Here is a 25,660-nt window from a genome sequence, read left to right on the forward strand (position 1 = left end):
AACAGAACGCCTCACCTGAATCAGCGAGAGCAAACCCATGGAAATCGGGCGCGTCACCGCTCAGCGCGCACCGGAGGGGAGGTTCTCCTTGATCTTGGCGATGGCGAAGCCCCACCCCTGCGACACCGTGGGCCTGGCCGGCACGGCCACCTCCGCCGGGTTGGTCAGCACGTCGAGGAGGACCGGGCCGGGGAGGGCGAGCGCCTCGCGCACGGCCTCGTCCAGTCCGGCCGGCGCGGTGACGCGGATACCGGTCAGCCCGAGCGCCTCGGCCACCGCGGCGAAGTCGGGGTTGTCCAGCACCGTCCCGAACTCGGGAAGCCCCGCCTGCTCCTGCTCCAGCTTGACCATGCCGAGGCGGCGGTTGTCGAAGACGACGAGCTTCACCGGCAGCCGTTCGGAGCGGATGGTCATCAGGTCGCCGAGCAGCATGCCGAGGCCGCCGTCACCGCAGAAGGCCACGACCTGCCGGTCCGGCGCCCACAGCTGCGCCCCGATGGCCTGGGGCATGGCGTTGGCCATGGAGCCGAGGTCGTAGGAGCCGATCAGCCGGCGGCTGCCGCGCATCCGCACGAGCCGCGAGAGCCACACGGTGGCCATTCCGGTGTCCGAGGTGAAGATCGCGTCGTCGGCGGCGTGGCGGTCGACGGCAGCCGCGAGGGCCTCGGGACGGATGCCTGCCTCCCGGTTGTCGAACATGGCCCGCACGCGCCCCAACAGGCGCTTGTCGTGGCCGGGATCGGCGAGGCCGGCCTGGCCCTGCTGCCAGTCCGTGTACCGCTCGCGGGCCTCGTCGAGGTGCGAACGCGACGGGACGGGCGCCAGCAGCGGCAGCAGGGCCCGCAGCGTCGCGCCCACGTCCCCGGCGAGCCCGACGTCCACCGGCACACGGCGCCCGAGGTGCTCCTCGCGGGAGTCGATCTGCACGACCCGGCAGCCCTCCGGATACCAGTCCCGGTAGGGGAAATCCGTCCCCAGCATGATCAGCGTGTCGCAGGAGTCCATGGCGTGGGCCGCGGCCGGATTGCCGATGAGGCCGGTCTGGCCGACCTCGTACGGGTTGTCGGCCTCGAAGCCCTCCTTGCCCTTCAGGGTCAGCACCATCGGCGCCGAAAGCAGCTCGGCGGCGCGCAGCACCTCCTCGCGGGCCTCCCGGGCGCCGCGCCCGACCAGGAGGGTGACCCGCGAGCCCCGGGTGATCACCTCGGCCGCCTCGGCGAGCGCCGGGTCGTCGGGACGCGTGACGGCCGGGCGCGGCAGCGCGAACCGCGTCGGCCGGTCCTCCTCGACCTCCCGGTCGCCGAGGTCGCCGGGGACGGTCAGCACCGCCACGCCCCGCCCGGTCACGGCCGCCCGCACCGCGGACTCCAGCAGCCGGGGCATCTGGGAGGGGGAGGTCACGGTGGCCCGGTACACGGCCACGTCCCGGAAGAGGAGGTCGTTGTCGACCTCCTGGAAGTAGTCCCCGCCCGCCTCCGACAGCGGCACCTGGCCGCAGATCGCCAGGACCGGCGCTCCGCTCTTGGCCGCGTCGTACAGGCCGTTCAGCAGGTGCACCGAGCCCGGCCCCACCGTGCCCATGCAGACGGCCAGTTCGCCGGAGAGCTGGGCGCGCGCTCCGGCGGCGAAGGCCGCCGCCTCCTCGTGGCGGAAGCCGGTCCAGTCGATGCCCTCGGTGGTCCGGATGGCGTCGGTGAGCGGGTTGAGCGCGTCACCGACCACGCCGAAGACACGGCCGACACCGAGGTCGGCCAGCCCGTCGACGATCACCTGTGCGACGGTACGGGTCATGGGGTCTCCCTTCGCTGTGGACGTCGACCGGTTCATCCGAGGGCGAACCGGTCCGGATGAGCTGCCTTCCAGTCGCCTGCCCACGCGTCCGGAACCGAAGCGGGCGACAGGAGCAGACCGGGTTCGAGCGGTTCGTACAGCTCGGCGTGGGACCGCACGACGTCCGGTCCGACCCGGCGCAGCAGCATGCCGGGCCGCAGCTCCCGGGGACCGTCGGCGCCCATGGCGGCCATGAGCGCGAGGGCGCTCCGGACGGTCGCCTCCTGGAAGCGCCGGACCCGCTCCGCCTTGTCCTGGACGTCGAGGGCGCGGGCGCGCCGGCGGTCCTGGGTGGCGACCCCGACGGGACAGGTGTTGGTGTGGCAGCGCTGGGCCTGGACGCACCCGAGGGCGAACATCATCGCCCTGGCGGAGTTGGTGTAGTCGGCGCCCTGGATCAGCCGCTTGACGATGTCGCTCCCGGTGGCGATCTTGCCTGAGGCGCCGATCCGGATCCGGTCGCGCAGCCCCGTGCCGACGAGGGCCCGGTGCACCGTGGTCAGGCCCTCGGTGAGGGGCAGGCCGACGGCGTCCGCGAACTCCAGCGGGGCCGCTCCCGTGCCGCCCTCCGCCCCGTCGACGACGATGAAGTCGGGCGTGAGGTCCTCCTCCAGCATCGCCTTGCAGACGGCGAGGAAGTCGCGGCGCGCGCCCACGCACAGCTTGAAGCCGACCGGCTTGCCGCCGGAGAGCTCCCGCATCCGGCCGAGGAAGCGCACCAGTTCCCGGGGAGTCCGGTAGACGCGGTGGTACGGCGGGGAGATCACCGTGCGGCCCTCGGGGACGCCGCGGACGGCGGCGATCTCACGGCCGACCTTGGAGCCGGGCAGTACGCCCCCGATGCCGGGCTTGGCGCCCTGGCTGATCTTCAGCAGGACGCAGGCGACCTGGCCGAGCGCGGCCTTCTCGGCGAACTTCCGCGGGTCGAAGCCGCCGTCCTCGGCACGGCAGCCGAAGTACCCGGTCCCGATCTCCCAGACGAGGTCGCCGCCGGGAGCGAGGTGGTGCTCCGATATCCCGCCCTCGCCGGTGTCGTGGGCGAAGCCACCGCGCCGGGCGCCCTCGTTCAGGGCGCGGATCGCCCGGGCCGACAGGGAGCCGAAGCTCATCGCCGACACGTTGCGCAGGGCCATGTCGTAGGGCCGGGCGCAGTCGGGCCCGCCGATCCGGATCCGCGGGGGCTCGTCCGGCACCGGGCGCGGGGCCATGGAGGGGACCAGGTACTCGGAGCCGGTCCGGTCCAGCTCCAGCTCGGTGCCGAAGGGGTCCTCGGCGTCCGTCCCCTTCGCCCGCTCGTACACGATGGATCGGGTGTCCCGGTCGAAGGGCGCGCCGTCGACGTTCCGCTCGACGAAGTACTGCTGCACCTCGGGGCGGATCGCCTCCATCGCGAACCGCAGGTGCCCGAGGAGCGGATAGTTGCGCAGGATCGAGTGGCGCCGCTGGACGACGTCGTACGACGCGACCGCGGCGAGCAGCAGGGCGGGTCCGGCCGCGCACCACCACCACGGGGACACCAGGACGGCCGCGAGGCCGGTGGCGAGCGCGGCGAGGACGGGGCAGACCACGAGCAGTGACGTCACCATGGACGGTCGTCTGTCCCGGACGGGCGCGGTCAAGCGCGCGGGAGGAACGGGCGGGGGAGGGGCGGGGGAACGGGCGGGGCGGGACCGGTGGGGCGGGACCGGCGGGCCCGGGGCCCCAGGTTTAGCGGGCGGGAGTCCGGCGAGACGATGCCCATGATTGCTTCGGAGAACAGCGGACGGAACCACTTTCCCCGGACCCGCCCCTACGCCGTGCCGGACCACGCCCACCCGACACGGGTGGACGGCCATGACGTGAACGAGAGGAACGAGCCGGTCGCGCTCGGGGAGCTGCGGGTCCTGCCCGCGCCGTTCGCCGAGAAGGCCCGCGAGGCCGCGTACACGGCCCGGGGCGCCGGGAGCGACCTGTGGGCCGCCGCGCGTGCCCGGCGGGGCGCGACGGCCGGTGCCGCAGCCGGCACGGCGGCCGTGCTCGCCCTCGCGTACGGGTGGGGGCGCAGGGCCGGGCGCCTGGCCGCGCGGCGCGAACTCGGCCCGGTGGCCCTCTTCTTCGAACGCCGCGGCTGAGCGGGCGGCGCTTCCCGCCCCCGCGCGACGCCGGTGCGCGTGTGTACGCCCTCCGGCCGTCCCCTCACCTGTCCGTCACCGTCCTCATGGAGGTCGACCCGCATGATCCCCCTGCTTCTCGTACTCCTGCTCGCCCTGCTCCTCTTCGGCGCCGGCTTCGCCGTCAAGGCGCTCTGGTGGATCGCCGTCATCGTCCTCGTCGTGTGGCTGCTGGGCTTCGTGGCCCGGCCGAAGGGCGGCGCGGGCCGCTGGTACCGCTGGTAGGCGACCCCGGCGACCCCGGCGACCCCGGCGACCCCGGCGACCCCGGCGACCCCGGCGACCCCGCCGCGCGCCCGCAGCGTGACCGAGCCCGGCACCTCCGTCAGGAGCGTGCCGGGCCGTCGTATGCCTTCCGCCGGGGCCGGAGGGGAGGGGTTTCGGCCAGATGACCCGGCACCGCGCTCCTCCAGTCGATCACGGAGGGGTAGGGTCGTCATGATTGCCGTACGGCAACGATCGCAGCAGCCGGAGCCGTCCCGGGGGAGCGGACGTCCGGCGCGCGGCGTGGGCCGTACGGTCCGTGTTGCGCAAGCTTGGTGGGGAACGAGGACGGTGCATGTCTGAGACGACGACCATGGGCTCCTCCGGCCTGGAGCACCTCGGGCAGGCCGCGGTGGTCGAGCCCGAACTCCGTCAACTGCTGGCCGGGCTCACGGCCGTGCGGGACGGCGACTTCGGCACCCGTCTGCCGGACGAGGCGGACGGGCTGATGGGCGAGATCTCCCGGGTGTTCAACGGCATGGTCGATCAGCTGTCCGTGTTCACGTCCGAGGTGACGCGGGTGGCGCGCGAGGTCGGGACGGAAGGGACGCTCGGCGGGCAGGCCGCCGTGCCCGGTGTCTCCGGCACCTGGGCCGACCTGACCGACTCCGTGAACGCGATGGCCGGCAACCTCACCACCCAGGTCCGTGACATCGCCCAGGTGGCGACGGCCGTCGCCAAGGGCGACCTCTCCCAGAAGATCGACGTGGACGCGCGCGGCGAGATCCTGGAGCTGAAGAACACCATCAACACGATGGTCGACCAACTGTCCTCGTTCGCCGACGAGGTCACACGCATGGCCCGTGACGTGGGCACCGAGGGCATCCTCGGGGGACAGGCCGACGTGAAGGACGTCTCCGGCACCTGGCGCGACCTGACCGACTCCGTCAACTCGATGGCGGGGAACCTCACCGCGCAGGTGCGGGCGATCGCCCACGTCGCCTCCGCCGTCGCGGGCGGCGACCTGTCGAAGAAGGTCGACGTGGACGCCCGGGGCGAGATCCTGGAGCTGAAGACGACCATCAACACGATGGTCGACCAACTGTCCTCGTTCGCCGCCGAGGTGACCCGGGTCGCCCGCGAGGTCGGCACCGAGGGCCGGCTCGGCGGCCAGGCCAGGGTGCCGAACGTGGCCGGCACCTGGAAGGACCTCACCGACAACGTCAACTCCATGGCGAACAACCTGACCGGGCAGGTCCGGAACATCGCCCAGGTCACGACCGCCGTCGCCAACGGCGACCTGTCGAAGAAGATCGATGTGGACGCCCGGGGCGAGATCCTGGAGCTGAAGACGACCATCAACACGATGGTCGACCAACTGTCCTCGTTCGCCGCCGAGGTGACCCGGGTGGCCCGCGAGGTCGGCAGCGAGGGACGGCTCGGCGGGCAGGCCGAGGTCGAGGGGGTTTCCGGTACCTGGAAGCGGCTGACCGAGAACGTCAACGAGCTGGCGGGGAACCTCACCCGCCAGGTTCGCGCCATCGCCGAGGTCGCGAGCGCCGTCGCCGAGGGCGACCTCACCCGCTCGATCACCGTCGAGGCGTCGGGCGAGGTGGCCGAGCTCAAGGACAACATCAACGCCATGGTCGGCTCGCTGCGCGAGACGACGCGGGCCAACCAGGAGCAGGACTGGCTCAAGTCCAGTCTGGCGCGGATGTCCGCGCTGATGCAGGGCCACCGCGACCTCGCCGTCGTCGCCGAACTCGTCATGGACGAGCTGACCCCGCTCGTGGCCGCCCAGTACGGCGCGTTCTACCTCGCCGAGGAGGGCGCCGACGGCGTCGAGCTGGTCCTCGTCGGATCGTACGGACGCCCCGCCGGCGACCGGGACCGGGTCCGCTTCCGGCTGGGCGAGTCGCTCGTCGGACAGGCCGCCCGCAGCCGCCGCACCATCGCCGCCGAGAACGTCCCGGCCGGCTACGTCACCATCTCCTCGGGTCTCGGCAGCACGTCCCGGGGCAGCCTCGTGGTGCTGCCGGTCGTCGTCGAGGAGCAGGTGCTCGGCGTCATCGAGCTGATGTCCTTCAGCCCGTTCACCTCCGTGCACCGGGACTTCCTGGAACAGCTCATGGAGACCGTCGGCGTCAGCCTGAGCACCATCGTCGCCAACGCCCGCACCGACGAACTCCTGGACGAGTCCCAGCGCCTGGCCGGCGAACTCCGCTCGCGCACCGAGGAGCTCCAGGCGCGGCAGGAGGAACTCCAGCGCTCCAACGCCGAACTGGAGGAGAAGGCGGCCCTGCTCGCCACCCAGAACCGCGACATCGAGGCCAAGAACCTGCAGATCGAGCAGGCCCGGCAGGAGCTGGAGGACCGCGCCCAGCAGCTCGCCCTGGCCTCCACGTACAAGTCCGAGTTCCTGGCCAACATGAGCCACGAACTGCGCACCCCGCTCAACAGCCTGCTGATCCTGGCCCAGTTGCTGGCCCAGAACCCGACCCGCAATCTCACGGCCAAGCAGGTCGAGTACGCCGGCATCATCCACTCGGCCGGATCCGACCTGCTCCAGCTGATCAACGACATCCTCGACCTCTCCAAGGTGGAGGCCGGCAAGATGGACCTCAACCCGGAGCGCGTGCCCATGCGCAGGCTCCTCGACTACGTCGAGGCCACGTTCCGCCCCCTCACCACGCAGAAGAGCCTCGCCTTCACGGTCTCCACGGCCGCCGGCGTCCCCGTCGACCTCGTCACCGACGACACGCGGCTCCGGCAGGTGCTGCGCAACCTGCTGTCGAACGCCGTCAAGTTCACCGAGCACGGCAGCGTCGAGCTGCGCATCGAACCGGCCTCGGACGGCGAGCTGCCCGTGTCCGTGCACCGCGGTGGCCCCGTCGTCGCCTTCCGCGTCACCGACACCGGCATCGGCATCGCCCCCGAGAACCTGGAGGCCATCTTCGGCGCCTTCCAGCAGGCCGACGGGACGACCAACCGCAAATACGGCGGCACCGGCCTGGGCCTCTCCATCAGCCGTGAGATCGCGTACCTGCTCGGCGGCGCCCTCACCGTCACGAGCGTGCCCGGCGAGGGCAGCACCTTCACCCTCTACCTCCCCGTCACCCGCCCCGACTTCACCGAACAGCCCGGCGCCGCCGCCTCCTCGGCGGACCCCTCGGCGGTGCCCACCGTCCCGGCCCCGGCCGGGGCCGGCGCGCTCGCGCTGCCCGGCGCCCCTGCCTCCCGGCCGACCCGGCGCCTCCTCGTGATCGAGGAGCGCCCTCGCGGGCTCCTCGCCGTCGTCGCCGAGAACGCGGTCACCCAACTCGCGGCCGACGGCGGGCACACGGGCCGGGCGGACATCGAACTGATCGCGGTCGCCGGCCCCCAGGAGGCCGCCTCCGCGCTCGCCTCCCAGCCGTTCCACTGCGTCGTGCTCGACGTCGACATGGCGGACGGCGACGCCCTGCGCTTCCTGGACGCCATGGACGGCGACGAGGCGCTGCGCACCGTCCCCGTCCTCGCCCACCACAACCGCCGGCTCCCGGCCGACGAGGAGGGCGCCCTCCAGGACCTCGCCCGCCGCCGCCCGCTGGAACTCCTCTCCAGCCTCGACGAGCTGCGCGAGCGGATCGCCCTCCACCTGTCCGCGGAGCAGCCCGGTGACGTCGTGCCGCTGGTACGCGACCACCGGGCGCCGGCGCCCCGGGCCGTCGACACCACCCTGCGCGGCAGGACCGTCCTCGTCGTCGACGACGACGCCCGCAACCTGTACGCCCTCAGCGGCATCCTGGAGCTGCACGGCATCACCGTGCTGCGTGCCGAGAACGGGCGGAAGGGGGTCGAGACGCTCCTGGCGAACCCGGCCGTCTCCCTCGTCCTGATGGACGTGATGATGCCGGAGATGGACGGGTACACGGCGACCGCGCGGATCAGGGAGCTTCCGCAGTACGCGGACCTGCCCGTGATCGCCGTCACCGCCAAGGCCATGCCCGGCGACCGGGAGAAGAGCCTCGCGTCCGGGGCCAGCGACTACGTCACCAAGCCCGTCGACGCCGACGAACTCATCGCCTGCGTCAGTCGCTGGCTCGACGGCGGAGCGGCCTCGTGACCGTCCCCGCGGGACCGCCCCGCGCTCCCCGCCCGGCCCCGGAGCGCCGGACCGGCGCACCCCGGCACCGTCCGCACGGCGGCCCCGCGGCCGCCCCGACCGAGGAGTCGCCGACGTGAGTGGCCCCCGCTTCCCGGGCGGAGACCCGTCCGCCGGCCCCGCCGAGGCAGCCGCCGTCGTGCCCCCGGCCCGCGGCACCGCCGCCCCGTACCCCGCCGACGGCCGACTGGCCGCCACCGTGGAACGGCTGCGCGGCGAGGTGCGCGCCGCGCACGCGGCGGCCGAGGGCCGCGCCCTGATCGAACTCGCCAAGGGGGTCATCGTCGAGCGCCTGGGCTGCGGTCCCGCCCAGGCGGCCCGCCAGCTCGCGGAGCTCGCCGAACGCGCCGGTCTCTCCCTACTGGAGCTGGCCGCGGACGTCATCAACCAGGCGGCCCGGGACCGGATGGCCGAGGCGGCGGACGAGTTCGTGAGGACGGCCGTCGGCGAGCCCGCCGTCACCGCCCCCGCCGCCTCGGTCGCCGTGCGGCTGCGCACGGCGGAGAGCGCGGCGCTCAGCGCCGGCGACACCCAGGCCGTCGCCGAATCGCTGCTCCGGCACGCCCTCGAACCCCTGGGCGCCGTCGCCGTGGCGATCTGGACCACCGGCCCGGACACCTCGCTGAGCCTGCGCGGCCACGCCGGCTTCGGCCTCGACGAGGCGGCCCGCTGGCACTACGTGCCGCCAGGGGTGACCACCGCGGCCCGCCAGGCGCTCGTCGGGCGCCGCACGGTCCGGTACGCCTCACTGGCTGCCGCGGGCGTCCCCTCGATCGGCCGCGCGCGCCACCCCGACGGCGGCCGGGTCGTCGTCCCCGCCGGGACCGGCGGCCGCATCCACGGCGTCCTGGAGATCTGCTGGGCCCGTCCGCTCGACCCCCTGCCGCAGGCCGTGGAGCGCCAGATCGAGGCCCTCGCCGAGCTGTGCGCCCACACCCTGGAGACGCTGCCCGAGGCGTCGCCCGGAGGCTTCCCCGTCCCCGGCGGCTTCCCGGTTCCCGGCGGGGAGGGGGCGCCGGCGCTGGCCGAGCTCTCGGACGGGCTCTACGACCCCGCCCTCGTCCTCACCCCCCACCTGGACGAGGCGGGGAAACTCGTCGACTTCCGCATCCGGCACGTCAACGCGCACTTCCAGGATCCGGCCGGACGGCCCCGCGGCTCCGTCGACGGGGCCCTGCTCCTGGAGGCGTACCCGGCGGCGGCGGGCGGCAGCGAACTCTTCGAACGGATCGAGCGGGTCTACGCCACGGGGGAGCCGTTCCGTGCCCGCCGGGTCCGGCTCACCGCCCTGGTGGACGAGGTGCCGCTCACCTCGCTCGCCGACATCAGCATCAGCCGGCACGGGGCGAGCGTCCTGCTCATCTGGCGCGTCGAGGACGAGTCGGCACGCCTCGCCAGCCTCCTCCAGCACGCCCAGCGCCTCGGCCGGGTCGGCGCCTTCGAGGAGGACGTCGTCACCGGCGACATCACCTGGCACGGCCAGCTGTACGAGCTCTTCGGCCGCAGGAGGACGGAGCCGCCGGTCGCCCTGCGCGACCTCGCCGCCCACGCCCACCCCGACGACGCCGACACCATCCGCCGCTTCCTCCAGCAGGTGCTGGGCCAGCGCCGGGTGGGCTCCGCCGCCTTCCGCATGCTCCGCCGCGACGGCGTCACGCGGCACATCCGGGTGACCGCCGAACCCGCCCTGGGCACCGACGGCGGTCTCCAGGCCGTCCGGGGCGCCTACCAGGACATCTCGGCGCAGCACTGGACCGAGGTCGCCCTCAGCGCCACCCGCGACCGGCTGGCGGCGACGGAGGAGGCGGCCGAGGAGCGCAACCGGCTCACCCTCCAGCTCCAGCACGCCATCATGCCGCCGGCCATGCCGCCGCTCGACGCGCCGGGACTCGACGTCGCCGTGCGCTACCGTCCCGCCGAGTCGGAGTCCATGGTCGGCGGCGACTGGTACGACGCCGTCGTGCTGCCGTCCAAGAAGGTGCTCCTGTGCGTCGGGGACGTCGCCGGACACGGAGTGGAGGCCGCCACCGGCATGGTGGTGCTGCGCAACGCCCTCCGCGGCCTCGCCGTCACGGGCGCGGGACCGGGGCAGCTGCTGTCCTGGCTCAACAGCGTCGCCCACCACCTCACCGCCCAGGTGACGGCCACCGCCGTGTGCGGCATCTACGACCCCGGGAGCCGGACGCTGCGCTGGGCCCGCGCGGGACACCTCCCGCCGGTACTGGTCCGCGGGGACGAGGCGTTCGACCTGCCGCTCCTGCGCGGGTTGCTGCTGGGGGCCCTCGCGGAGGCCGAGTACGAGGAGACGGAGCTGCGGCTCGAACCCGGCGACACGGTGCTGATGTACACCGACGGGCTCGTCGAGCGGCGGGACACCGCCGTCCAGGATTCCGTCGCCCAGCTGCTCACCGTCGCCCGGCAGCCGTCCGACAGCCTCGAATGCCGGCTGGACCAGCTGCTGGCGCGCAGCAAGTCGGACACCGACGACGACACGTGCGTGGTCGGTGTCCAGGTGTCATGACCCCGTCCGTCCCACGACCGACCCCGGCCCACCCCATGGAAGCAGGTCATATGTCAGACCGAGAACCGAACCTGGATGTCGACGTCGAGATCCGCGACGCCCGCACGGCGGTGCTGACCGTGACGGGTGAGCTGGACATGGAGACGGCCGGCCGGCTGCAGGACCTTCTGGCGGAACAGTTCGGCCAGGGGCGGCGCCGTCTCGTGCTGGACCTGTCCGCCCTCGGTTTCATGGACTCCTCGGGGCTGAACGTCCTGATCAGGGCGGTCAACCGGGTGCGGGAGACCGGCGGCGACCTCTATCTCGCCGCGCCGACCCCGGCCGTGCGCCGCATCCTGGAGATCACCGGTGTGACGACGACGATCCCGCCGTACGACGGCGTGGCGGACGCGCTGGCCGCGGCCGCCGACGCGAGATAGCGGACGGGTGGCGCGGCCCGCGTGCACGGGTCAGGCGCAGGGAAACGGAAGAGGAGGACCGTGCACGAGATCGCCGAGATCGAGCAGGCGCTCCGCCGGGCGGCGCCGCACCGGCTCGTGGGGGTCGTCGAGGACGCCCTGAGGGAGCACGGGGTGCTGCGGGTGGAACTCCGCATGGCCGACTACGGTTTGCGGACGCTCCAGCTCGTCGGGCATGTCTCCGGGGCGGATCCGTCGGTGCCGATCCACGACAGTCCCCAGGGGCGCGCCTTCGGCGCCCAGGAGCCGCAGGTCGTCCGGGAGCCCGGGGCGCTCCGGCTCCACCTGCCCGTCACCGTGCGCGGGGACCGGCTGGGGGTGCTGACGGCCGAGCTGCCCCCGCAGGCCGACGTCGGGCCGCTGCTGCCGGGGCTCGCCCAGGTCTGCGAGGCGCTCGGCCACGAGATCCTGGTGGCGGAGCGCGACACGGACCTGTACGTCCGGGCACGGCGTGCGACACGGCTCACGCTCGCGGCGGAGATGCAGTGGCAGCTGCTGCCCGGCCGTTCCTGCGCCCGTCCCGAGTTCGCCCTCGCCGCCCATCTGGAGCCCGCCTACGCCATCTTCGGCGACAACTACGACTGGTCGGTCTCGGACGGCCGGCTGACCCTGACGGTCACCAACGGCATGGGGCAGGGCATCGAGGCCGCCCTGCTGACCAACCTCGCCGTCAACGCGCTCCGCAACGCCCGCCGGGCCGGCCTCCCGCCGGCCGACCAGGCCGCGCTGGCCGACCAGGCCGTGTACGCCCAGTACCGGGGCGAGGCCTTCGTGTCGGTGCTGCTGCTCTGCTTCGACCTGGCCACGGGCGAGGTGGAGGTCGTGGACGCCGGATCGCCCCGTCTCTGGCGGCAGCGGGGGCCGGCGGTGGAGTCCGTCGGCTTCGAGGCGCAGCTGCCCCTCGGCATGTTCGAGGACACGGTGTACGTGCCCGAGCGGTTCGCGGTGCGGCCGGGCGACCGGCTGCTGTTCGGCAGCGACGGCGTGTACGCGGCCGTCTCGCCCGCGGGGGAGAGCTACGGGGACCGGGCGCTGGCCCGCGCGCTGCGGGGGACGCGGCTGCTGCCGCCCACGCACGTGCCACAGGCGGTGCTCCGGGAGCTCGCCGTCCACCACGGCGGCAGCCCGCTGGAGGACGACGCCCTGGTCGTCTGCCTCGACTGGTACGGCGCCGCGTCAACAGTTGTCGCGTGACATCGGGGGTGTGCCAGGCCGGAGACGGCGTCGCGCGGGGATCAGGCCGAACGGACGTCCTTCAGCGGCGTGCGGGCGGGCGACGAGGCGGCCGGTCCGCTCCCTCGCACGGCCTCGTGGAACCCGCTGAGCCCCCGCAGCAGCGCCTTCCGGCTCGTCGGCGACATGTCCGCGATGACCGCGAGCAGGGCCTCCTCGCGCTGCACCCTGAGGTCCCGCAGGTACGCCTTGCCGCGCACGGTCAGATGCAGCTCCAGCTGCCGGCGGCTCACGGGGCTGGGCAGCCGCTGCACGAAGCCCAGCGCCTCCAGCCGGTCGCACATGCGGCTCACCGAGGGCGGTGCGGAGCCGAGCAGCTCGCCCAGCGTGCGCAGGCTGATGCCCTCCTCGCGGTCCAGGCTGTACAGCACGCGCAGCTGACTCGCCGAGACGGGTGTCGGCGACACCATGTCCCGGCCGCGCTCCCACAGCACTTCCAGCAGCTCGATGAGCTCCCGGGCGGACGCGGCCGTCCGCTGCGGTTCCTGTGACGGCGGGGCGGGGTTGCCCTTCATGCCTGCCGACCCTCCTCGGACGTCCCGGGCCGGGGGCAGTGGCCTGGCGACGGACCGGTCATCTCCACATCTCCCCACAAGGCGGTACGGATCCGGCGGAACGGCACGTGACAGTGGAACGCGCACTGCGCGCGGCGGCACCACACTTCCTCCTGGACTCCCTCCGTACCAGTCTCGCCCACCTGCACGCCGCGACCCCTGCCGGCTGCTGCCCGTCGACTACGGACGCACGGCCCCGCGCCCCGTGGAGCCCGTCCGCACACCTGCCGGGATGCCGCACGCACCCGCGAACGTGGGTCCCGCAGGCCGCGTCTTCCGCACCCGGCAACCATATCTTTTCCGAGATGTCGGGCCCACGGCGACCGCTCGGACCCCGGCCGAGGGTCGATACGGGTACCCGTGCCGACCGCGCGGGCGCCCCCTTGACGCCCTGTCGGCCGATGTGATCCGCGTTGCGGGCGGTGTGGGAACCATGAACAGGGGAAAGGCGGGTACGAGGAGCCCAGCCGCCGGCCCAGGACGAGGGGAGTACCAGCGCCATGACGGACGCGATCACAGCGGAGCGCGCGGTCCCGGAGCCCCTGCTGTCCGCCGGTGCCGTCTACGACGACGCCACCCGCGGCGGGGCGATAGCCTCCGCCCGTGCCTTCACGGCCGAGTTCCTCGCGGCCGCCCCGACCGTGCTGCCCGGACCGGTCGGTCAGGAGCGCGTAGAGCTCGCGCAACTGGTGGTCAGCGAACTGGTCACCAACGCGATCCGGCACACGGCCGGCCCCTGCCGGCTCCTCCTCGAACTGGGCCGCGACAGCCTGGAGATCTCGGTCTTCGACCAGGAGGCCGCCGCCCCCGTGCCCCGCGGACACGACCCCCGCCGCATCGGTCAGCACGGCGTCGAGATCGTCGTCGCCGTCTGCGACAGCCTGACCGTGGAGCCCGCCCCGGAGGGGAAGCGGGTCCGCGCCCGCCTCTCCCTCCTGCCGGAGTACGGCACCACGGCCACCCCACGTGACCGGCGCGTGCGCTGACGCACCGGCAGCCTCATCGCTACCTCACCGGCCCCCGGGAGGCGCCGGGGCAGGCATCCGACGGCCGACATCCGGCTCGGCAACACCGGGGTCGACCTGGGCTGGGCGTCACCGGGGCCCTCGCCGCGGACCGCGGGGGACGGGCGCGACACCCCACCACGTCATCGCCACACCGACAGCGAACACCAGGACCAGCATGACCGGCACGACAGAATCCTTCCGGGAGCGGACCGCGTTCGAGGATCCGACTGACCGCGAACGCCCGGCCGAAACCGCTTCCTCCGTCATGAATCCGGAGGCCCGGCGAACGGGAAGGGGACAGTGACGTCCACGCCGAGCGGTTCCTGCAGCCGGGACGGCCAGGTCGCCGTCGTCCGCGTACGGGGGGCCGTGGAGCGGGGCCCCTCAGCCGGGACGGCCGGGGGCGGCCAGGCGGAAACAGGCCGTGACGTCCTTGCCCCGCGGACAGGGGCGGGTCAGCACGTCATCGGCGAGCGCGTCGACCAGAAGCAGTCCACGCCCGCCCGACGCGCCCTCGTCCGGGTTGCGCCGCTCGGGCGCCAGCGGCGAGGCGTCGTGCACGGTGACGTGCAGGCACTCCTCGTCCCAGGTGAGGATCAGCTGCGCGTCGCTGTGGGCGTGTACATGGGCGTTGGTGACGAGTTCGGAGACCGTCAGCACGACCGAGTCCGCCACACCGGGGGCGGTACGGTCCCAGCCGAGCGCCGCCAGGTGCTCACGCGTCCAGTCCCGGGCCGTCTTCACGCTGCTGCCTATCGGCAGCGACCGCGCCCAGCCGACGGCCCTCATCGAGGGATCCCGTGTCATGACTCTCCTTCGGACGACCAGGTTGAGTTCCGTCTGCCCGTCGACCGGGAGAACGGAACCGACGGAAAAGCAGAGAGGAGTTGGTGGGTGTGGACGTGAGAAGTCCGGGTAGGCGAGCAGCCTCAGGGCCACGCATCCCGATGAGGAACACACGTGAAAGGGGAAAGGTGTGACGGTCACCACGATGTCGACCACAGGAGTCGAGTCCGGAGTGGGGACGCTGCCGCAGATCCCGGACACGATGGCGGTCGCGCCCAAGGACGCGAGGGCCCTGTCGAAGGTCTTCTTCCAGGAGCTCGCGACGCTGGAGGAGGGGACGCACGAGTACCAGTACGCGCGCAACACGCTCATCGAGATGAACATGAGCCTGGTCCGCTACGCCGCCGGGCGGTTCCGCCACCGCGCCGACGAGATGGAGGACATCGTCCAGGTCGGCATGATCGGCCTGATCAAGGCGATCGACCGGTTCGAGCTGTCGCGGGAGGTCGAGTTCACCACCTTCGCCGTCCCCTACATCGTCGGCGAGATCAAGCGGTTCTTCCGGGACACCTCCTGGGCGGTGCACGTACCCCGCCGGCTCCAGGAGGCGCGGGTGGAGCTGGCCAAGGCGACCGAGGAACTCAGCACCCGGCTCGGCCGGATGCCGACGGTCAAGGAGCTGGCCGACCTGATGAGCCTCACCGAGGAGGAGGTCACCGAGGCGCAGCTGGCCTCCAACGGCTACAACTCCTCGTCCCTGGACGCCGCCCTCAGCGGCGAGGACGAGGACGGCGACGCCTCGCTGGCCGACTTCATCGGCAGCGAGGACCCCGCCATGGCGCTGGTGGAGGACTTCCACTCGCTGGCCCCGCTCATCGCCGACCTCGACGAGCGCGACCGCCGGATCATCCATCTGCGGTTCGTCGAGGAACTGACCCAGGCTCAGATCGGCGAACGGCTGGGCTGCTCGCAGATGCACGTCTCGCGGCTGCTCGCACGCACCGTGAAGCGCCTGCGCGAGGGCCTGCTGGGCACCAGCGCCGGCTGACCCGCCAGGCCCGTACGGCTCCAGGCTTCCCGCACCGGACGCGCGTCCGGTGCGGGAAGCCTGGAGCCGTTCTCCTGCGGGCCGGGAAAGCGCATCCTCAGGGCCGTGGGCGGAAGCCGGTGAAAGACCGCCACCGTGCCCGCAAGGCCGCCGGCAACCCACCTGGAGCTCTTCGCCGCTGCCCGTACCTGAACACCTCCCGACGCTGACAACTCAAATAACCAGGATTTAAAGGCGAGTTCAGGTCCATGTAGGCGGCAAGGTAAACACGCCGCCATTTTTCTGCCATACACCTTTGTGCGGCTGTTGTGGCCACGCCAAGATCCTCCTGCGCCGGGGACACCCCCGTGCATCCCGGCACAGGGAGGAGAGGGCATGCTGCCCCCAAGACAACAACGACGGCTCATGACCTGCACCGTCGTGGCCGCCGCGTTCGGACTGGCAAGCACCCAGTCGTTCGCGGCCCAGGCCGACACCGGACCCCGGCCCTGGCAGGCTCGCCACCAGGCCGCCGTCGGCCGGCAGCACATCAAGGCGGTGCACGGTGGCGACGCCATGTCCGCCTTCACCGCCGAGGGCGATGAGGACGGCGCCGACGAGGCGGAGAACTCCGCCGAGGCCACGGCCCAGTTCACCGAGGCCCGTACCGCGCCCGGCGTGGTCGCGCCCGGTGCGTACGGCGCGGCCTGGCAGCAGCTGCAGTCGATGCGGCACACGTCCGGCGGCTGGGATCACGTCACGAAGAAGGCGTACGACTCGGACGACGGCCGCTACCGGGATGTGAACTCCAACTCCAGTGGCGGCTCGGGGAAGGTGACCGGTCGTATCACCGGGATCGCCGCCGACGACCAGGGCTATGTGTACGCGGGCGGCGCCAACGGCGGTGTGTTCCGTTCCACGACCGGCGGGGGGCACTGGAAGCCGATCGCAGACAAGCTGCCCTCCCTGTCGACCGGCACTCTCGCCCTGGACGGCGGGAACCGGCTCTGGTACGCCACCGGTGAGTCCAACACCGGGGCGACGTCCTTCGTCGGCACGGGCGTGTACGTCCTGAAGGACCCGCGCCGCGGGCAGTTCCGGCCCGGCGACCGCGTGGGCGGCGCCGAACTGGAGTCCACCGTCGTCCACGCCCTGCGCTTCGCAGGCACCAAGGTGTGGGCGGCGACCAGCACCGGCGTGTGGTCGCACTCCACGACCACCCTGTCCGGGCCGTGGAAGCACGAGTTCGTCCCCAACCCCGAATACCTGCCGGGCGGTTCGAAGGCGAACGACCCCAGCGCGCCGTACAAGAACATCGCCAACGACATCGCCGTCGACCCGAAGGACCCGGAGAAGGTCCTCCTCGCGGTCGGCTGGCGCGGCGGCGACACGTACAACGGGCTGTACGCCAGGCAGGACGACGGCAGCTGGAAGCCGGCGAGCGGCCTCGGCGACCTGCCCACCAACAGTGACGACGTCGGCAACATGACGTTCGCGGCCGCGGCCGACGGCTCGCGCCTCTACGCCGTCGACCAGTCCCCGGCTCAGATGGCCACCAACCCCGACAGCGGGCTCAAGGGCGTCTACGTCTCGAAGAACGGCTCGCCGTTCGGCCCGTGGACGCAGATCGCCGACTACACCAAGCTGAAGGCGTCCGGATCCGCCCTCCAGGACGACGGCTACCAGCCGGGCATCCAGTCCTGGTACAACCAGTTCCTCCAGGTCGACCCGGCCGACGCCGACCACGTCTACCTCGGCCTGGAAGAGGTCTTCGAGACCAGGAACGGCGGCTCGACCTGGACCACCCCGGGCCCGTACTGGAACTTCTCCTTCCCCTGCTGGAGCATCGACCCGGCCAAGCAGACCGGCGACTGCTCGCCGACCACGCACTCCGACCAGCACGCGGTCGCGATCGGCAGCTACAAGGGCAAGAGCTGGACGTACGTCGGCAACGACGGCGGCATCTACCGCCGCCCGCTCAAGGGTGCCGTCGACTCCGGCGGCCACGCCAAGGACTGGCAGTCCCTGAACGACGGCACCATCGACACCCTCCAGTACTACTCGGTCGGCGTCGGCAAGGACCTGGCCTACGGCGGCGTCTCGGTCACCGGCGGCCTGCAGGACAACGGCCAGTCGATCCTGCGCGGCCGCGACAAGGTCATGGGCTCCGACTTCGGCGGCGACGGCGGCGACACCATCACCGACCCCGCCGACGGCTGCAACATCGCCGAGGAGTACGTCTACCTCGACATCTGGGTCACCCAGAACTGCGGTGTGAACGACGGTTCCTGGACCACGGACCCGGCCAAGGCCACCGAGTACGAGGTCGCTCCGCCGGACAAGGACCTGGGCGGCGCCGGTGCCCGCTTCATCGCGCCGATCGCGGCCGACGCCAAGGACAGCGGCACCTGGGTGGCCGGCGGCCGGCACGTGTGGGTGAACACCAAGGGCTACGCGATCCGCTCCGGCAAGGAGTGGACCAACGCGTACGACCTCGGTGAGGGCCATGTGGCCACCGCCGTGGCCTCCTCCGGCGGCGCGGTCTACGTCGGCTGGTGCGGCCCCTGCAACAACCAGGGCTTCACCCGCGGCATCGCCGTCGGCAACGTGGGGGGCACCTCCCGGACGGAGTCCGGGGGAGGGACGGGCTGGCACCAGCTGAACCTGCCGGTCGACGCCACCATCCCCAACCGCTACATCTCCGGCTTCGACATCGACCCGGCCGACGCCCAGCACGTGTACGTGGCGGTCAACGGCTTCTCCCGCAAGTGGACCGAGGGCCCCGGCGCGGGCGTCGGTCATGTCTTCGAGTCGAAGAACGGCGGCGCCGACTGGACGGACGTCTCGGCCAACCTGCCCGACGTCCCGGCCAACACGGTGAAGCTCCTCCCGAACGGCGGCCTCGCCCTCGGCACCGACCTGGCCACCTTCTACCGGCCCGCCGGAGCGACGCAGTGGCAGGTCCTGGGCCACGACCTGCCCAGCACGGCCGTGATGCAGCTCCGCCTCGGGCCTGACGGCAAGCTGTACGCCGCCACGCACGGACGAGGCATCTGGTCCTTCGACGTACGGCGCCTCAAGGGCCGTAAGGACTGATCACGACGGATTCCCGTCCTACGGCGGCCGGTGCGCACCCCATCGCGGGAGTGCACCGGCCGTCCTGGTGGCCCGGGCCGGCGAAGCCGCAGTCGCCGACCTGGTAGAAGGACCGGGTGGAGTCCAGCACCCGCTTCACGGTCGACGAGCTGTTCGAGGCCAGGCTCCCCGGCATCGTGAAGCCCGACACGGCCGGCTGAGCCGGAACCGGATCCGGATCCGCGGGACGTCACCAGGAGTCGCGGAACGGCGGTGCCGTGGGCGCCGGGCCCAGTGTGGTGGTGCCCGGCGCCGCCCGGTGGCCGAGGCCGGTGCGGTATGCGTCGAGCGCGGCCTCCATGCGGCCCGTACGCCGCAGCAGATCGCCGAGGAGTCGGCACAGATCAGCCAGATCGCCCGCCGCCCCGGTGCGCTCCAGCACGGCGAGGGCCATGACGTAGTGCTCCTCGGCGCGCTCGTCCGCGCCCTTCTCCTCGGCGATCAGCCCCAGCAGCCGGTGGGCGCCCGCGGCGTGGACGGCGCCGCGTCCGTCACCGAGGTCCGTACCGAGTTCGAGGAGACGGGACAGCAGGGCCACCGCCTCCTCGCGCTTTCCCCGGCGGCGCAGCACATCGGCCAGCTCGACCTCGACCTGTGCGGTGTAGAGGGCGGCGCTGCGGGCGGCGAGCATTTCGCGGGCGGTGCGCAACTCGCGCTCGGCGGCTTCGAGGTCGCCGTTCTGGGCGTGCACATAGCCGCGCATCCAGTGGCAGTGGGCCAGCTCGGTACGGGTCTGCAGTTGCTGGTACAGGTCCTGAGCCTTGGCCAGTGAGGCATCGGCCTCGGCGATCCGCCCCTCAGCGAGCAGGGTGCGTGCCACGCTGCGATGCATGCCGGCGACCAGGGCCGGGTCGGAGACCCGCGGGGCCAGTGCCAGGGCGAGTTCGGCGGCCTGGGCGGCGCGGGCATGCGCTCCCATGTCCATGTACGGGCCGATGGAAGACGCGTACAGCAGCACGAGGGCATCCGGATCGTGCAGGCCCTGGGCGTTCAGTTCGTCGATGGCGGTCTCCAGGACGTAACAGGCGTACCGCAGTTCACCGGCGAGCAGGTGTGTGACGGCCCGGCCGCGCAGCGCGCGGACCCGGCGGGGGAGCGGCTCACCGGCCGAGGCGAGGGTCCGTTCCGCCGCCTCGAAGTGCTCGCGGGCGACGGTCAGTTCACCGCTCTCCAGGGCGCATTCGCCGAGCCCGGTGAGCGCTTCGACCCGCTCGGACGCCAAGTCGAACTCCTCGGCCTCGGCGAGCAGTTCCCGGTAGCGGGCGGCCGCCTCTCCGACGGTGCCGGTGGCGAGCAGACGGCGGGCGTCGGTAAGGGCCAGGCGCAACTCGGTGGCGAGGCGGGCGGGACGGCCAGTGGCCAGTTCCTCGTACGTCGTGCCGAGCCGCTCGGCCAGGAAGCGCAGGGCGGTTTCGGAGGGGCGGACCTTGCCGGACTCCAGTGTCGAGATGTACGAGGCCGTGTACGCGGGCTCGGCCAGTTGCCGCTGCGTCAGGCCTCGTCCGGTACGCAGGCGCTGCACGCGCTGCCCGATGACAGCCGATTCGTCCATGGTGCGGTCCTCTCCCTGCGGTTTCACATCCGCAAGCGCATTGTGCGGCACTCACGGAGGGCCCTAAGTTAAGCGTCTTGTTAAGCGCATTCATACACGCACTTAAGTTGCCTGCTCCGGGGAGAGACTGTTGCGCCCGTCCATACGCATATCCATGGCGGCGGCCACGGTGGCCGCCGCCGTCATGACCGCCCTCGGCGTCGCCCCCGGCTCCGCTTCCGCGGGCCCCGGCCCGGCGGCGACCGGGCGGGTCAAGGTCGAGATACCCGGCCACGAGCACGCCGCGAGCGGGGAGCGCGGCCACCACGAGGCCGGCTCCGGCTACACCTGGGTGCCGTCCGCCAAGGGCGGCCCCGGGGCCCGTACCTCCGATCCGCTCTCCGCGGCCGAGACCCGGGCCGACGGCGACGTCGCCCAGGTCATCGACCACGGCCCCACCGCCGACCGCCTCGACGTGGTTATCGTCGGTGACGGCTACACCGCCTCGGAACAGGCGCAGTTCCACGTCGATGCCATGGCGAAGTGGGCCGAGGTGACGGCCGTCGAGCCGTACACCACGTACCAGGACCTCTTCAACGTCTGGACCGTCGACGCCGTCTCCAACGACTCGGGCGTGTCCGGCGACCCGGGCCCCGGCATCGTCAAGGACACCGCACTCGGCTCGTACTTCTGGTGCGGGGACATCGAGCGGCTGCTCTGCGTCGACGAGCAGAAGGTCGACTCGTACGTCGCCAAGGCCCCCGAGGCGGATCTCGTCATCGTCCTCGCCAACAGCACCAAGTACGGCGGCGCCGGCTACAACACGCCCAGCAAGACGCTCGGTTACGAGGGCATCTCCACCGCCTCCGCCCGCAACGACAAGTCCGGCCAGGTCGCCATCCACGAGACCGGCCACTCCCTCGGCAAGCTCGCCGACGAGTACTTCTACCCCGGCTACCCCGGCTACGAGCAGTACACCGGCGAGGAGCCGGACGAATCCAACATCTCCACCCTGAGCGCCGACACCATGGCCGCCCGGCGGACCAAGTGGTACCGCTGGCTCGGCGAGACCTCTCCGGACGGCGGCACGGTCGGTGCGTACGAGGGCGGCGGCTACTACGTGGCGGGCCTTGACCGGCCGACCGACGCCTCGATCATGCGGGTGCTCGGCAAACCCTTCAGCCTCCCCGGCCGCGAGGCGATGATCGCCGGCTTCTACCGCCACGCCTCCCTCGCGACCGCCGTCACCTCCACCGACCGCACCCTGCGCCAACTCGATACGGCGCGCGTGGCGGTGCCGCGGCTGGTGGGCGAGCGGCAGCCCGACATCCGGTGGTACCTCGACGGCAAGCCGCTGACCGCTCAGACGGGCCGGACGGCCGTGCCCGTCGCCGCGCTCCACCTGGACGCGCGGGCCGGCCGCGACCACCGCCTCACCGTCGTCGTCACCGACCGCACGGACGCCGTGCGCGACCCGGAGATCGCCGAGACCCTCCAGGACCGGCAGTCCTGGACGGTCCGCCACTGACGACCGTCGCCGGGCGCTCAACAGACCACTGTGGAGCGCCCGGCAACGGATTTCGGAAATACTTTGCCGAGTACATGGCAAGCCCAACAAGTCTGACACTCTTCCAACCAATCGCCGCAGCAGCCCCCCACGAAGGCACGCGCACCAGGCGGCGACCGCCAGGTCGCTGCACCTGAGCTCGTAGGAGGCACTGGTCGTCAAGTCCGTCCTGAAGGACGCGGACGGAACCGTGTACACCCGCTACGAGCGCACCTTCGCCGGACTGCCCGTCCTCGGCGGCGACCTGGTCGTCCACACCGCCGCGAACGGCTCCGCCAAGGGCGTCACCAAGGCCACCGGCGCGACCATCACCGTCGCCTCCACCACCGCTACCCGCAGCGCCGGCTCCGCGAAGGCTTTCGCGCTGGGCCGCGCCAAGGCCAAGGGCGTCGCGAAGGCGACGGCCCGCACCGCCCGCAGGGTCGTCTGGGCCGCGTCCGGAGCGCCGACCCTGGCCGAGGAACGCGCCGCCGAAGCCCAAGCCGGCCACGGCGGTCGTGGCGAAGAGGAGGGCGGCGCGCGAAGACCAGGACGCGAGGAGCCGGGGGGGGAGACTGCACCAGAATGCCCGCGCAGAGCCGGGTCCTCAGAGTTCGTCGTGGTCCCGGCCGTCGGACCACGGTCCGATGCTGGGCTGCGGGATGATCGGACCGTGCTCCGACGCGGAGAACACCGCCCGGGCGGGATCGTTTTCGGCATGACGACAACGACACGGAACACACCCGCCGTACACGGCACCGCCACCCCCGCCAAGGCCCGGCTCCCGCCCGTGGTGTGGGAGGGTGACGTGGCCTTTCGGGGGGGATCGCCGGTGGCGGCGCCCGTGCTGCTGGGGGTCGGTGTGCTGCTGCGGCTGCCCTTCCCCTTCTTCTTCCCGGAGCAGCTCTCCGCACGCGTCGAGCACCCCGGTTTGATCGCGGTCTCCTGCGGCGCCTTCGCGGCGGGGAACGTCCTGTTGTGGCCGGCCCTCGCCGTGCTAGCCGCTCGGATCGGCCGTCACAGCCCCGGGACGGCCCTGTGGGGCGGGGTCCTCGCCGTGCTGGGGCTCTTCGCCCGGACGTTCCACGCCGGCGTGGACCACCTCGCCTTCCAGCTCGCCGACCGGCAGGGGGCGGAGGCCGCCGCCCGGTTCGTCGGAGAGACATACGGTGCCTTCCACATCTTCAGCACGCTCAACGTCGCGATCATGGGAGGCTGGCTGATCCTCGCCACCGGGGCCTGGCGGGCGCGTGTGCTGGGCCCCGTCCGGGCACTCGCCCTGGCCGCCACGGCAGCACTGCCGCTCGGCGTGCTCAAAGGCACCACGCCCCTGTCTGTGGTGGCCGTCGCAGGTCTCTGTCTCGCGCTCGTCCCGCTGGGCGTCACCGTGCTGCGCGGTGGCCCGACGCCTCGCCGGGCCACCGCGCTGCGACTCCTCCGAAACCGCCGGCGTACGGGTGCTGATCCTGACCACGTTCTACCTCGACGAGTACGTCTACGCGGCCCTGCGGGCCGGCGCCGCGGGTTTCCTCCTCAAGGACGCCCCGCCCGCAGAGGTCCTGGCCGCCATTCGCATCGTCGCCACGGGTGATTCCCTCCTGGCTCCGTCCGTGACCCGCCGTCTCGTCGAGAACTTCGCCCGCCGCCCCGTCCCGGCCCCCGGCCGCAGCGCCGCATCACTGGCCGGGGTGACGGAACGGGAGCGCGAGGTCCTGGAGCTGATCGCACGAGGGCTGTCGAACCACGAGATCACGGCCCACCTCCACCTGAGCATGGGAACGCTGAAGACCCACATCGGCCGCCTGCTGTCCAAACTCGGCGCCTGGACCGCGCCCAACTGGTGATCGCCGCGTACGAATCGGGACTCGTGTCGCCCTCTGACGGCGGGTCCGGGCGCCCCAGCCGACCGTGACCGGAACCGGGACCTCAGGGGTGAAGGCTCGCAGCCGGTAAGCGGGCGCCGCGCGCCGCGTCGGCTCGAGGCCTGAGCGCCTTGCGGGGAGACTCAAGAAGCGCCATCAGGCGCTGCCGAGCCCCCGCGATGTCAGTGCCATGTCCGGCATACCCGCAGCACAAGAGGAGGTCCCGCAAGGCGCACTCGCGCACAGAAGCACGAGTCGAACAGCTCGGCAGGCAGCCGGGAACCCCCACGCCTAGGCTGGACAGCAGGAACATCCCCGTCTCGGGTCGTCCCTTCGGGATGGAGGCGCGATGCTACGGACACCGGTGTGCGGAGTACTCGGCATCGAGGTGCCGATCGTGCAGGGGCCGCTCGGAGGGCCCTGGCAACAGGGCATGCGGCTCGCCGCGGCGGTCAGCGACGCCGGTGCGCTGGGCAGTCTCCCCACCACGCTGCGGACGCCGGCGCAGGTCCGTGACGACGTCCGCCGGCTGCGCGACCTCACCGACCGGCCGTTCGCGCTGAACATGACGCGGCGCCCGTTCGACCCCGAGGTCTTCGACGCGGTGATGGTCGAGGCCCCGCCGGTCTTCTCCTTCGCGCTCGGCGAACCCGATGACCTGGTGACCCGCGTCCACGACGCCGGCGCCGTCTTTCTCCAGCAGGTGACCACGGTCGAGCAGGCGGTACGCGCGGCCGAGGCCGGCGTCGACGTGATCAGCGCGCAGGGCACGGAATCCGGCGGGTTCTCCGGAGACGTCAGCACGATGGCGCTCGTGCCGCAGGTCGTCGACGCCGTCCGGCCGGTGCCGGTTCTCGCCTCCGGCGGCATCGCCGACGGCCGGGGCATCGCCGCGGCACTGACCCTGGGTGCGCAGGGCGTGAACATCGGCACCCGGTTCCTGGCCTCGGTCGAATGCGAGGTCAGCGACGACTGGAAGGCGGCCATCGTCTCAGCAGCCAGTCAGGACGCCGTGAAAGTCATGTTCGTCGAGCACATCCTGCCCCCGCCGACCGAGGGCGGCTTCACGACCGTCCCCCGGTCCCTGCTCACCCGGTTCGTCGAAGAGGGGAACGCCCGCCCCGAAGCGGCCGCCGCCCAGGCCGAGGCACTGCGCACCCGAGTGATGACGGCGATGCGCGACGGCACGGCGCACGAACTGATCCCGCTGACGGGCCAGACCGCCGGCCTCGTCCGCGACATCGCCCCGGCCGCCGAACTCGTCCACCGGCTGATCACCGAGGCAGAGGCGACGCTGCGCGCTCTCGCCGACCTGGTGTCGGAGAAGAACGGCGCCGACGAACCCGAGTAGGGGGGAGCCGAGGTAGGCCTTCGCCGACGTGGTGCGGGTGCGGCGATCACCGCAGACAACAGCCTCGCGCGTGGATCCGCTCACAGCGAGGGTGCTGCCGGACGACTGACGACGGTCGTTGCGTAGGCCGGCGTCGCCGTGGTGGGGGAGCGAGCGAGCCGGCCGAACCCCTCGAACCTGTCTGACTGTGCGTCAGAAAAGTCGGCCGATTGGTCAGCTTCAGGCCTCCAGACCTGGTGAGAGCTGACCGGACACGAGTAGCGTCTCCTCGCCGACATCCTCGACCTCGGCTCCCCATACCCTCTGGTTCTCACCGGCGGG

General features: G+C 72.4%; 16 protein-coding genes and 2 pseudogenes. 13 read left to right on the forward strand and 5 right to left on the reverse strand.

The genetic code is table 11. From position 1 onward, the window contains the following. Positions 1-60: 60 nt before the first annotated feature. Positions 61-1,791 (reverse strand): thiamine pyrophosphate-dependent enzyme, encoded by a 1,731-nt coding sequence (locus tag ACIRSU_RS08885; protein ID WP_403790035.1) that lies wholly within the window; start codon positions 1,789-1,791, stop codon positions 61-63. A gap of 32 nt (positions 1,792-1,823) precedes the next feature. Then, a complete protein-coding gene (locus ACIRSU_RS08890) occupies positions 1,824-3,416 on the reverse strand; it encodes an FMN-binding glutamate synthase family protein (protein WP_403790036.1) in 1,593 nt (530 codons plus the stop codon). 252 nt (positions 3,417-3,668) lie between these two features. Between ACIRSU_RS08890 and ACIRSU_RS08895 the strand changes: the two genes are divergently transcribed. From ACIRSU_RS08895 to ACIRSU_RS08920, 6 genes are all read left to right on the forward strand, one after another. Next, entirely contained in the window at positions 3,669-3,941 is a 273-nt protein-coding gene (locus tag ACIRSU_RS08895) for a hypothetical protein (RefSeq protein ID WP_403790037.1), read from the forward strand. A 102-nt stretch (positions 3,942-4,043) separates the two neighbouring features. Further along, a complete protein-coding gene (locus ACIRSU_RS08900) occupies positions 4,044-4,205 on the forward strand; it encodes a hydrophobic protein (RefSeq protein ID WP_403790038.1) in 162 nt (53 codons plus the stop codon). A 334-nt stretch (positions 4,206-4,539) separates the two neighbouring features. Next, positions 4,540-8,289: a HAMP domain-containing protein gene (locus ACIRSU_RS08905; protein ID WP_403790039.1), complete on the forward strand. Its 3,750-nt coding sequence runs from the start codon at positions 4,540-4,542 to the stop codon at positions 8,287-8,289. 115 nt (positions 8,290-8,404) lie between these two features. Next, a complete protein-coding gene (locus tag ACIRSU_RS08910; RefSeq protein ID WP_403790040.1) occupies positions 8,405-10,849 on the forward strand; it encodes a SpoIIE family protein phosphatase in 2,445 nt (814 codons plus the stop codon). A 50-nt stretch (positions 10,850-10,899) separates the two neighbouring features. Further along, the gene (locus ACIRSU_RS08915; protein WP_403790041.1) at positions 10,900-11,268 is read left to right on the forward strand and encodes an STAS domain-containing protein; all 369 of its coding nucleotides are present in this window, start codon (positions 10,900-10,902) and stop codon (positions 11,266-11,268) included. A gap of 60 nt (positions 11,269-11,328) precedes the next feature. Beyond that, positions 11,329-12,501 (forward strand): PP2C family protein-serine/threonine phosphatase, encoded by a 1,173-nt coding sequence (locus ACIRSU_RS08920; protein ID WP_403790042.1) that lies wholly within the window; start codon positions 11,329-11,331, stop codon positions 12,499-12,501. A gap of 41 nt (positions 12,502-12,542) precedes the next feature. On the opposite strand, the gene ACIRSU_RS08925 is transcribed toward ACIRSU_RS08920, so the two are convergent. Beyond that, positions 12,543-13,055: a MarR family transcriptional regulator gene (locus ACIRSU_RS08925; protein WP_403790043.1), complete on the reverse strand. Its 513-nt coding sequence runs from the start codon at positions 13,053-13,055 to the stop codon at positions 12,543-12,545. A 539-nt stretch (positions 13,056-13,594) separates the two neighbouring features. On the opposite strand from ACIRSU_RS08925, the gene ACIRSU_RS08930 reads away from it, so the two are divergent. Continuing rightward, entirely contained in the window at positions 13,595-14,080 is a 486-nt protein-coding gene (locus ACIRSU_RS08930; RefSeq protein WP_403790044.1) for an ATP-binding protein, read from the forward strand. Positions 14,081-14,485: 405 nt separating this feature from the next. Here ACIRSU_RS08930 and ACIRSU_RS08935 read toward each other — a convergent pair whose 3' ends face one another. Continuing rightward, positions 14,486-14,908, reverse strand: a complete 423-nt coding sequence (locus tag ACIRSU_RS08935; RefSeq protein WP_403790045.1) for an ATP-binding protein — start codon at positions 14,906-14,908, stop codon at positions 14,486-14,488. 169 nt (positions 14,909-15,077) lie between these two features. Between ACIRSU_RS08935 and ACIRSU_RS08940 the strand changes: the two genes are divergently transcribed. Further along, positions 15,078-15,935, forward strand: coding sequence for an RNA polymerase sigma factor SigF (locus tag ACIRSU_RS08940; protein WP_403790046.1), 858 nt, complete (start codon positions 15,078-15,080; stop codon positions 15,933-15,935). Between the two features lie 375 nt (positions 15,936-16,310). Next, complete coding sequence (locus tag ACIRSU_RS08945) at positions 16,311-19,010, forward strand: glycosyl hydrolase (protein ID WP_403790047.1); 2,700 nt, start codon at positions 16,311-16,313, stop codon at positions 19,008-19,010. Between the two features lie 229 nt (positions 19,011-19,239). On the opposite strand, the gene ACIRSU_RS08950 is transcribed toward ACIRSU_RS08945, so the two are convergent. Beyond that, on the reverse strand, positions 19,240-20,601 hold the full coding sequence (locus tag ACIRSU_RS08950; RefSeq protein WP_403790048.1) for a tetratricopeptide repeat protein: 1,362 nt from the start codon (positions 20,599-20,601) through the stop codon (positions 19,240-19,242). Between the two features lie 154 nt (positions 20,602-20,755). Between ACIRSU_RS08950 and ACIRSU_RS08955 the strand changes: the two genes are divergently transcribed. The 4 genes and pseudogenes from ACIRSU_RS08955 to ACIRSU_RS08970 all read left to right on the forward strand — a co-directional run bounded on the left by ACIRSU_RS08955 (position 20,756) and on the right by ACIRSU_RS08970 (position 25,339). Next, positions 20,756-22,108 (forward strand): M64 family metallopeptidase, encoded by a 1,353-nt coding sequence (locus tag ACIRSU_RS08955; protein WP_403790049.1) that lies wholly within the window; start codon positions 20,756-20,758, stop codon positions 22,106-22,108. Positions 22,109-22,298: 190 nt separating this feature from the next. Further along, positions 22,299-22,427 (forward strand): annotated as a pseudogene (locus ACIRSU_RS08960) (hypothetical protein); the annotation flags it as partial. A gap of 1,126 nt (positions 22,428-23,553) precedes the next feature. Further along, positions 23,554-24,038, forward strand: a pseudogene (locus ACIRSU_RS08965) (LuxR C-terminal-related transcriptional regulator); the annotation flags it as partial. Positions 24,039-24,337: 299 nt separating this feature from the next. After that, positions 24,338-25,339 carry an NAD(P)H-dependent flavin oxidoreductase gene (locus ACIRSU_RS08970; RefSeq protein WP_403790050.1) on the forward strand — a complete coding sequence of 334 codons (1,002 nt, stop codon included), beginning with the start codon at positions 24,338-24,340 and terminating at the stop codon, positions 25,337-25,339. The last annotated feature ends 321 nt before the right edge of the window (positions 25,340-25,660 follow it).

This window comes from Streptomyces sp. NPDC101160 (genome assembly GCF_044768205.1).
In the GTDB taxonomy this organism is placed as follows: Bacteria; Actinomycetota; Actinomycetes; order Streptomycetales; family Streptomycetaceae; genus Streptomyces.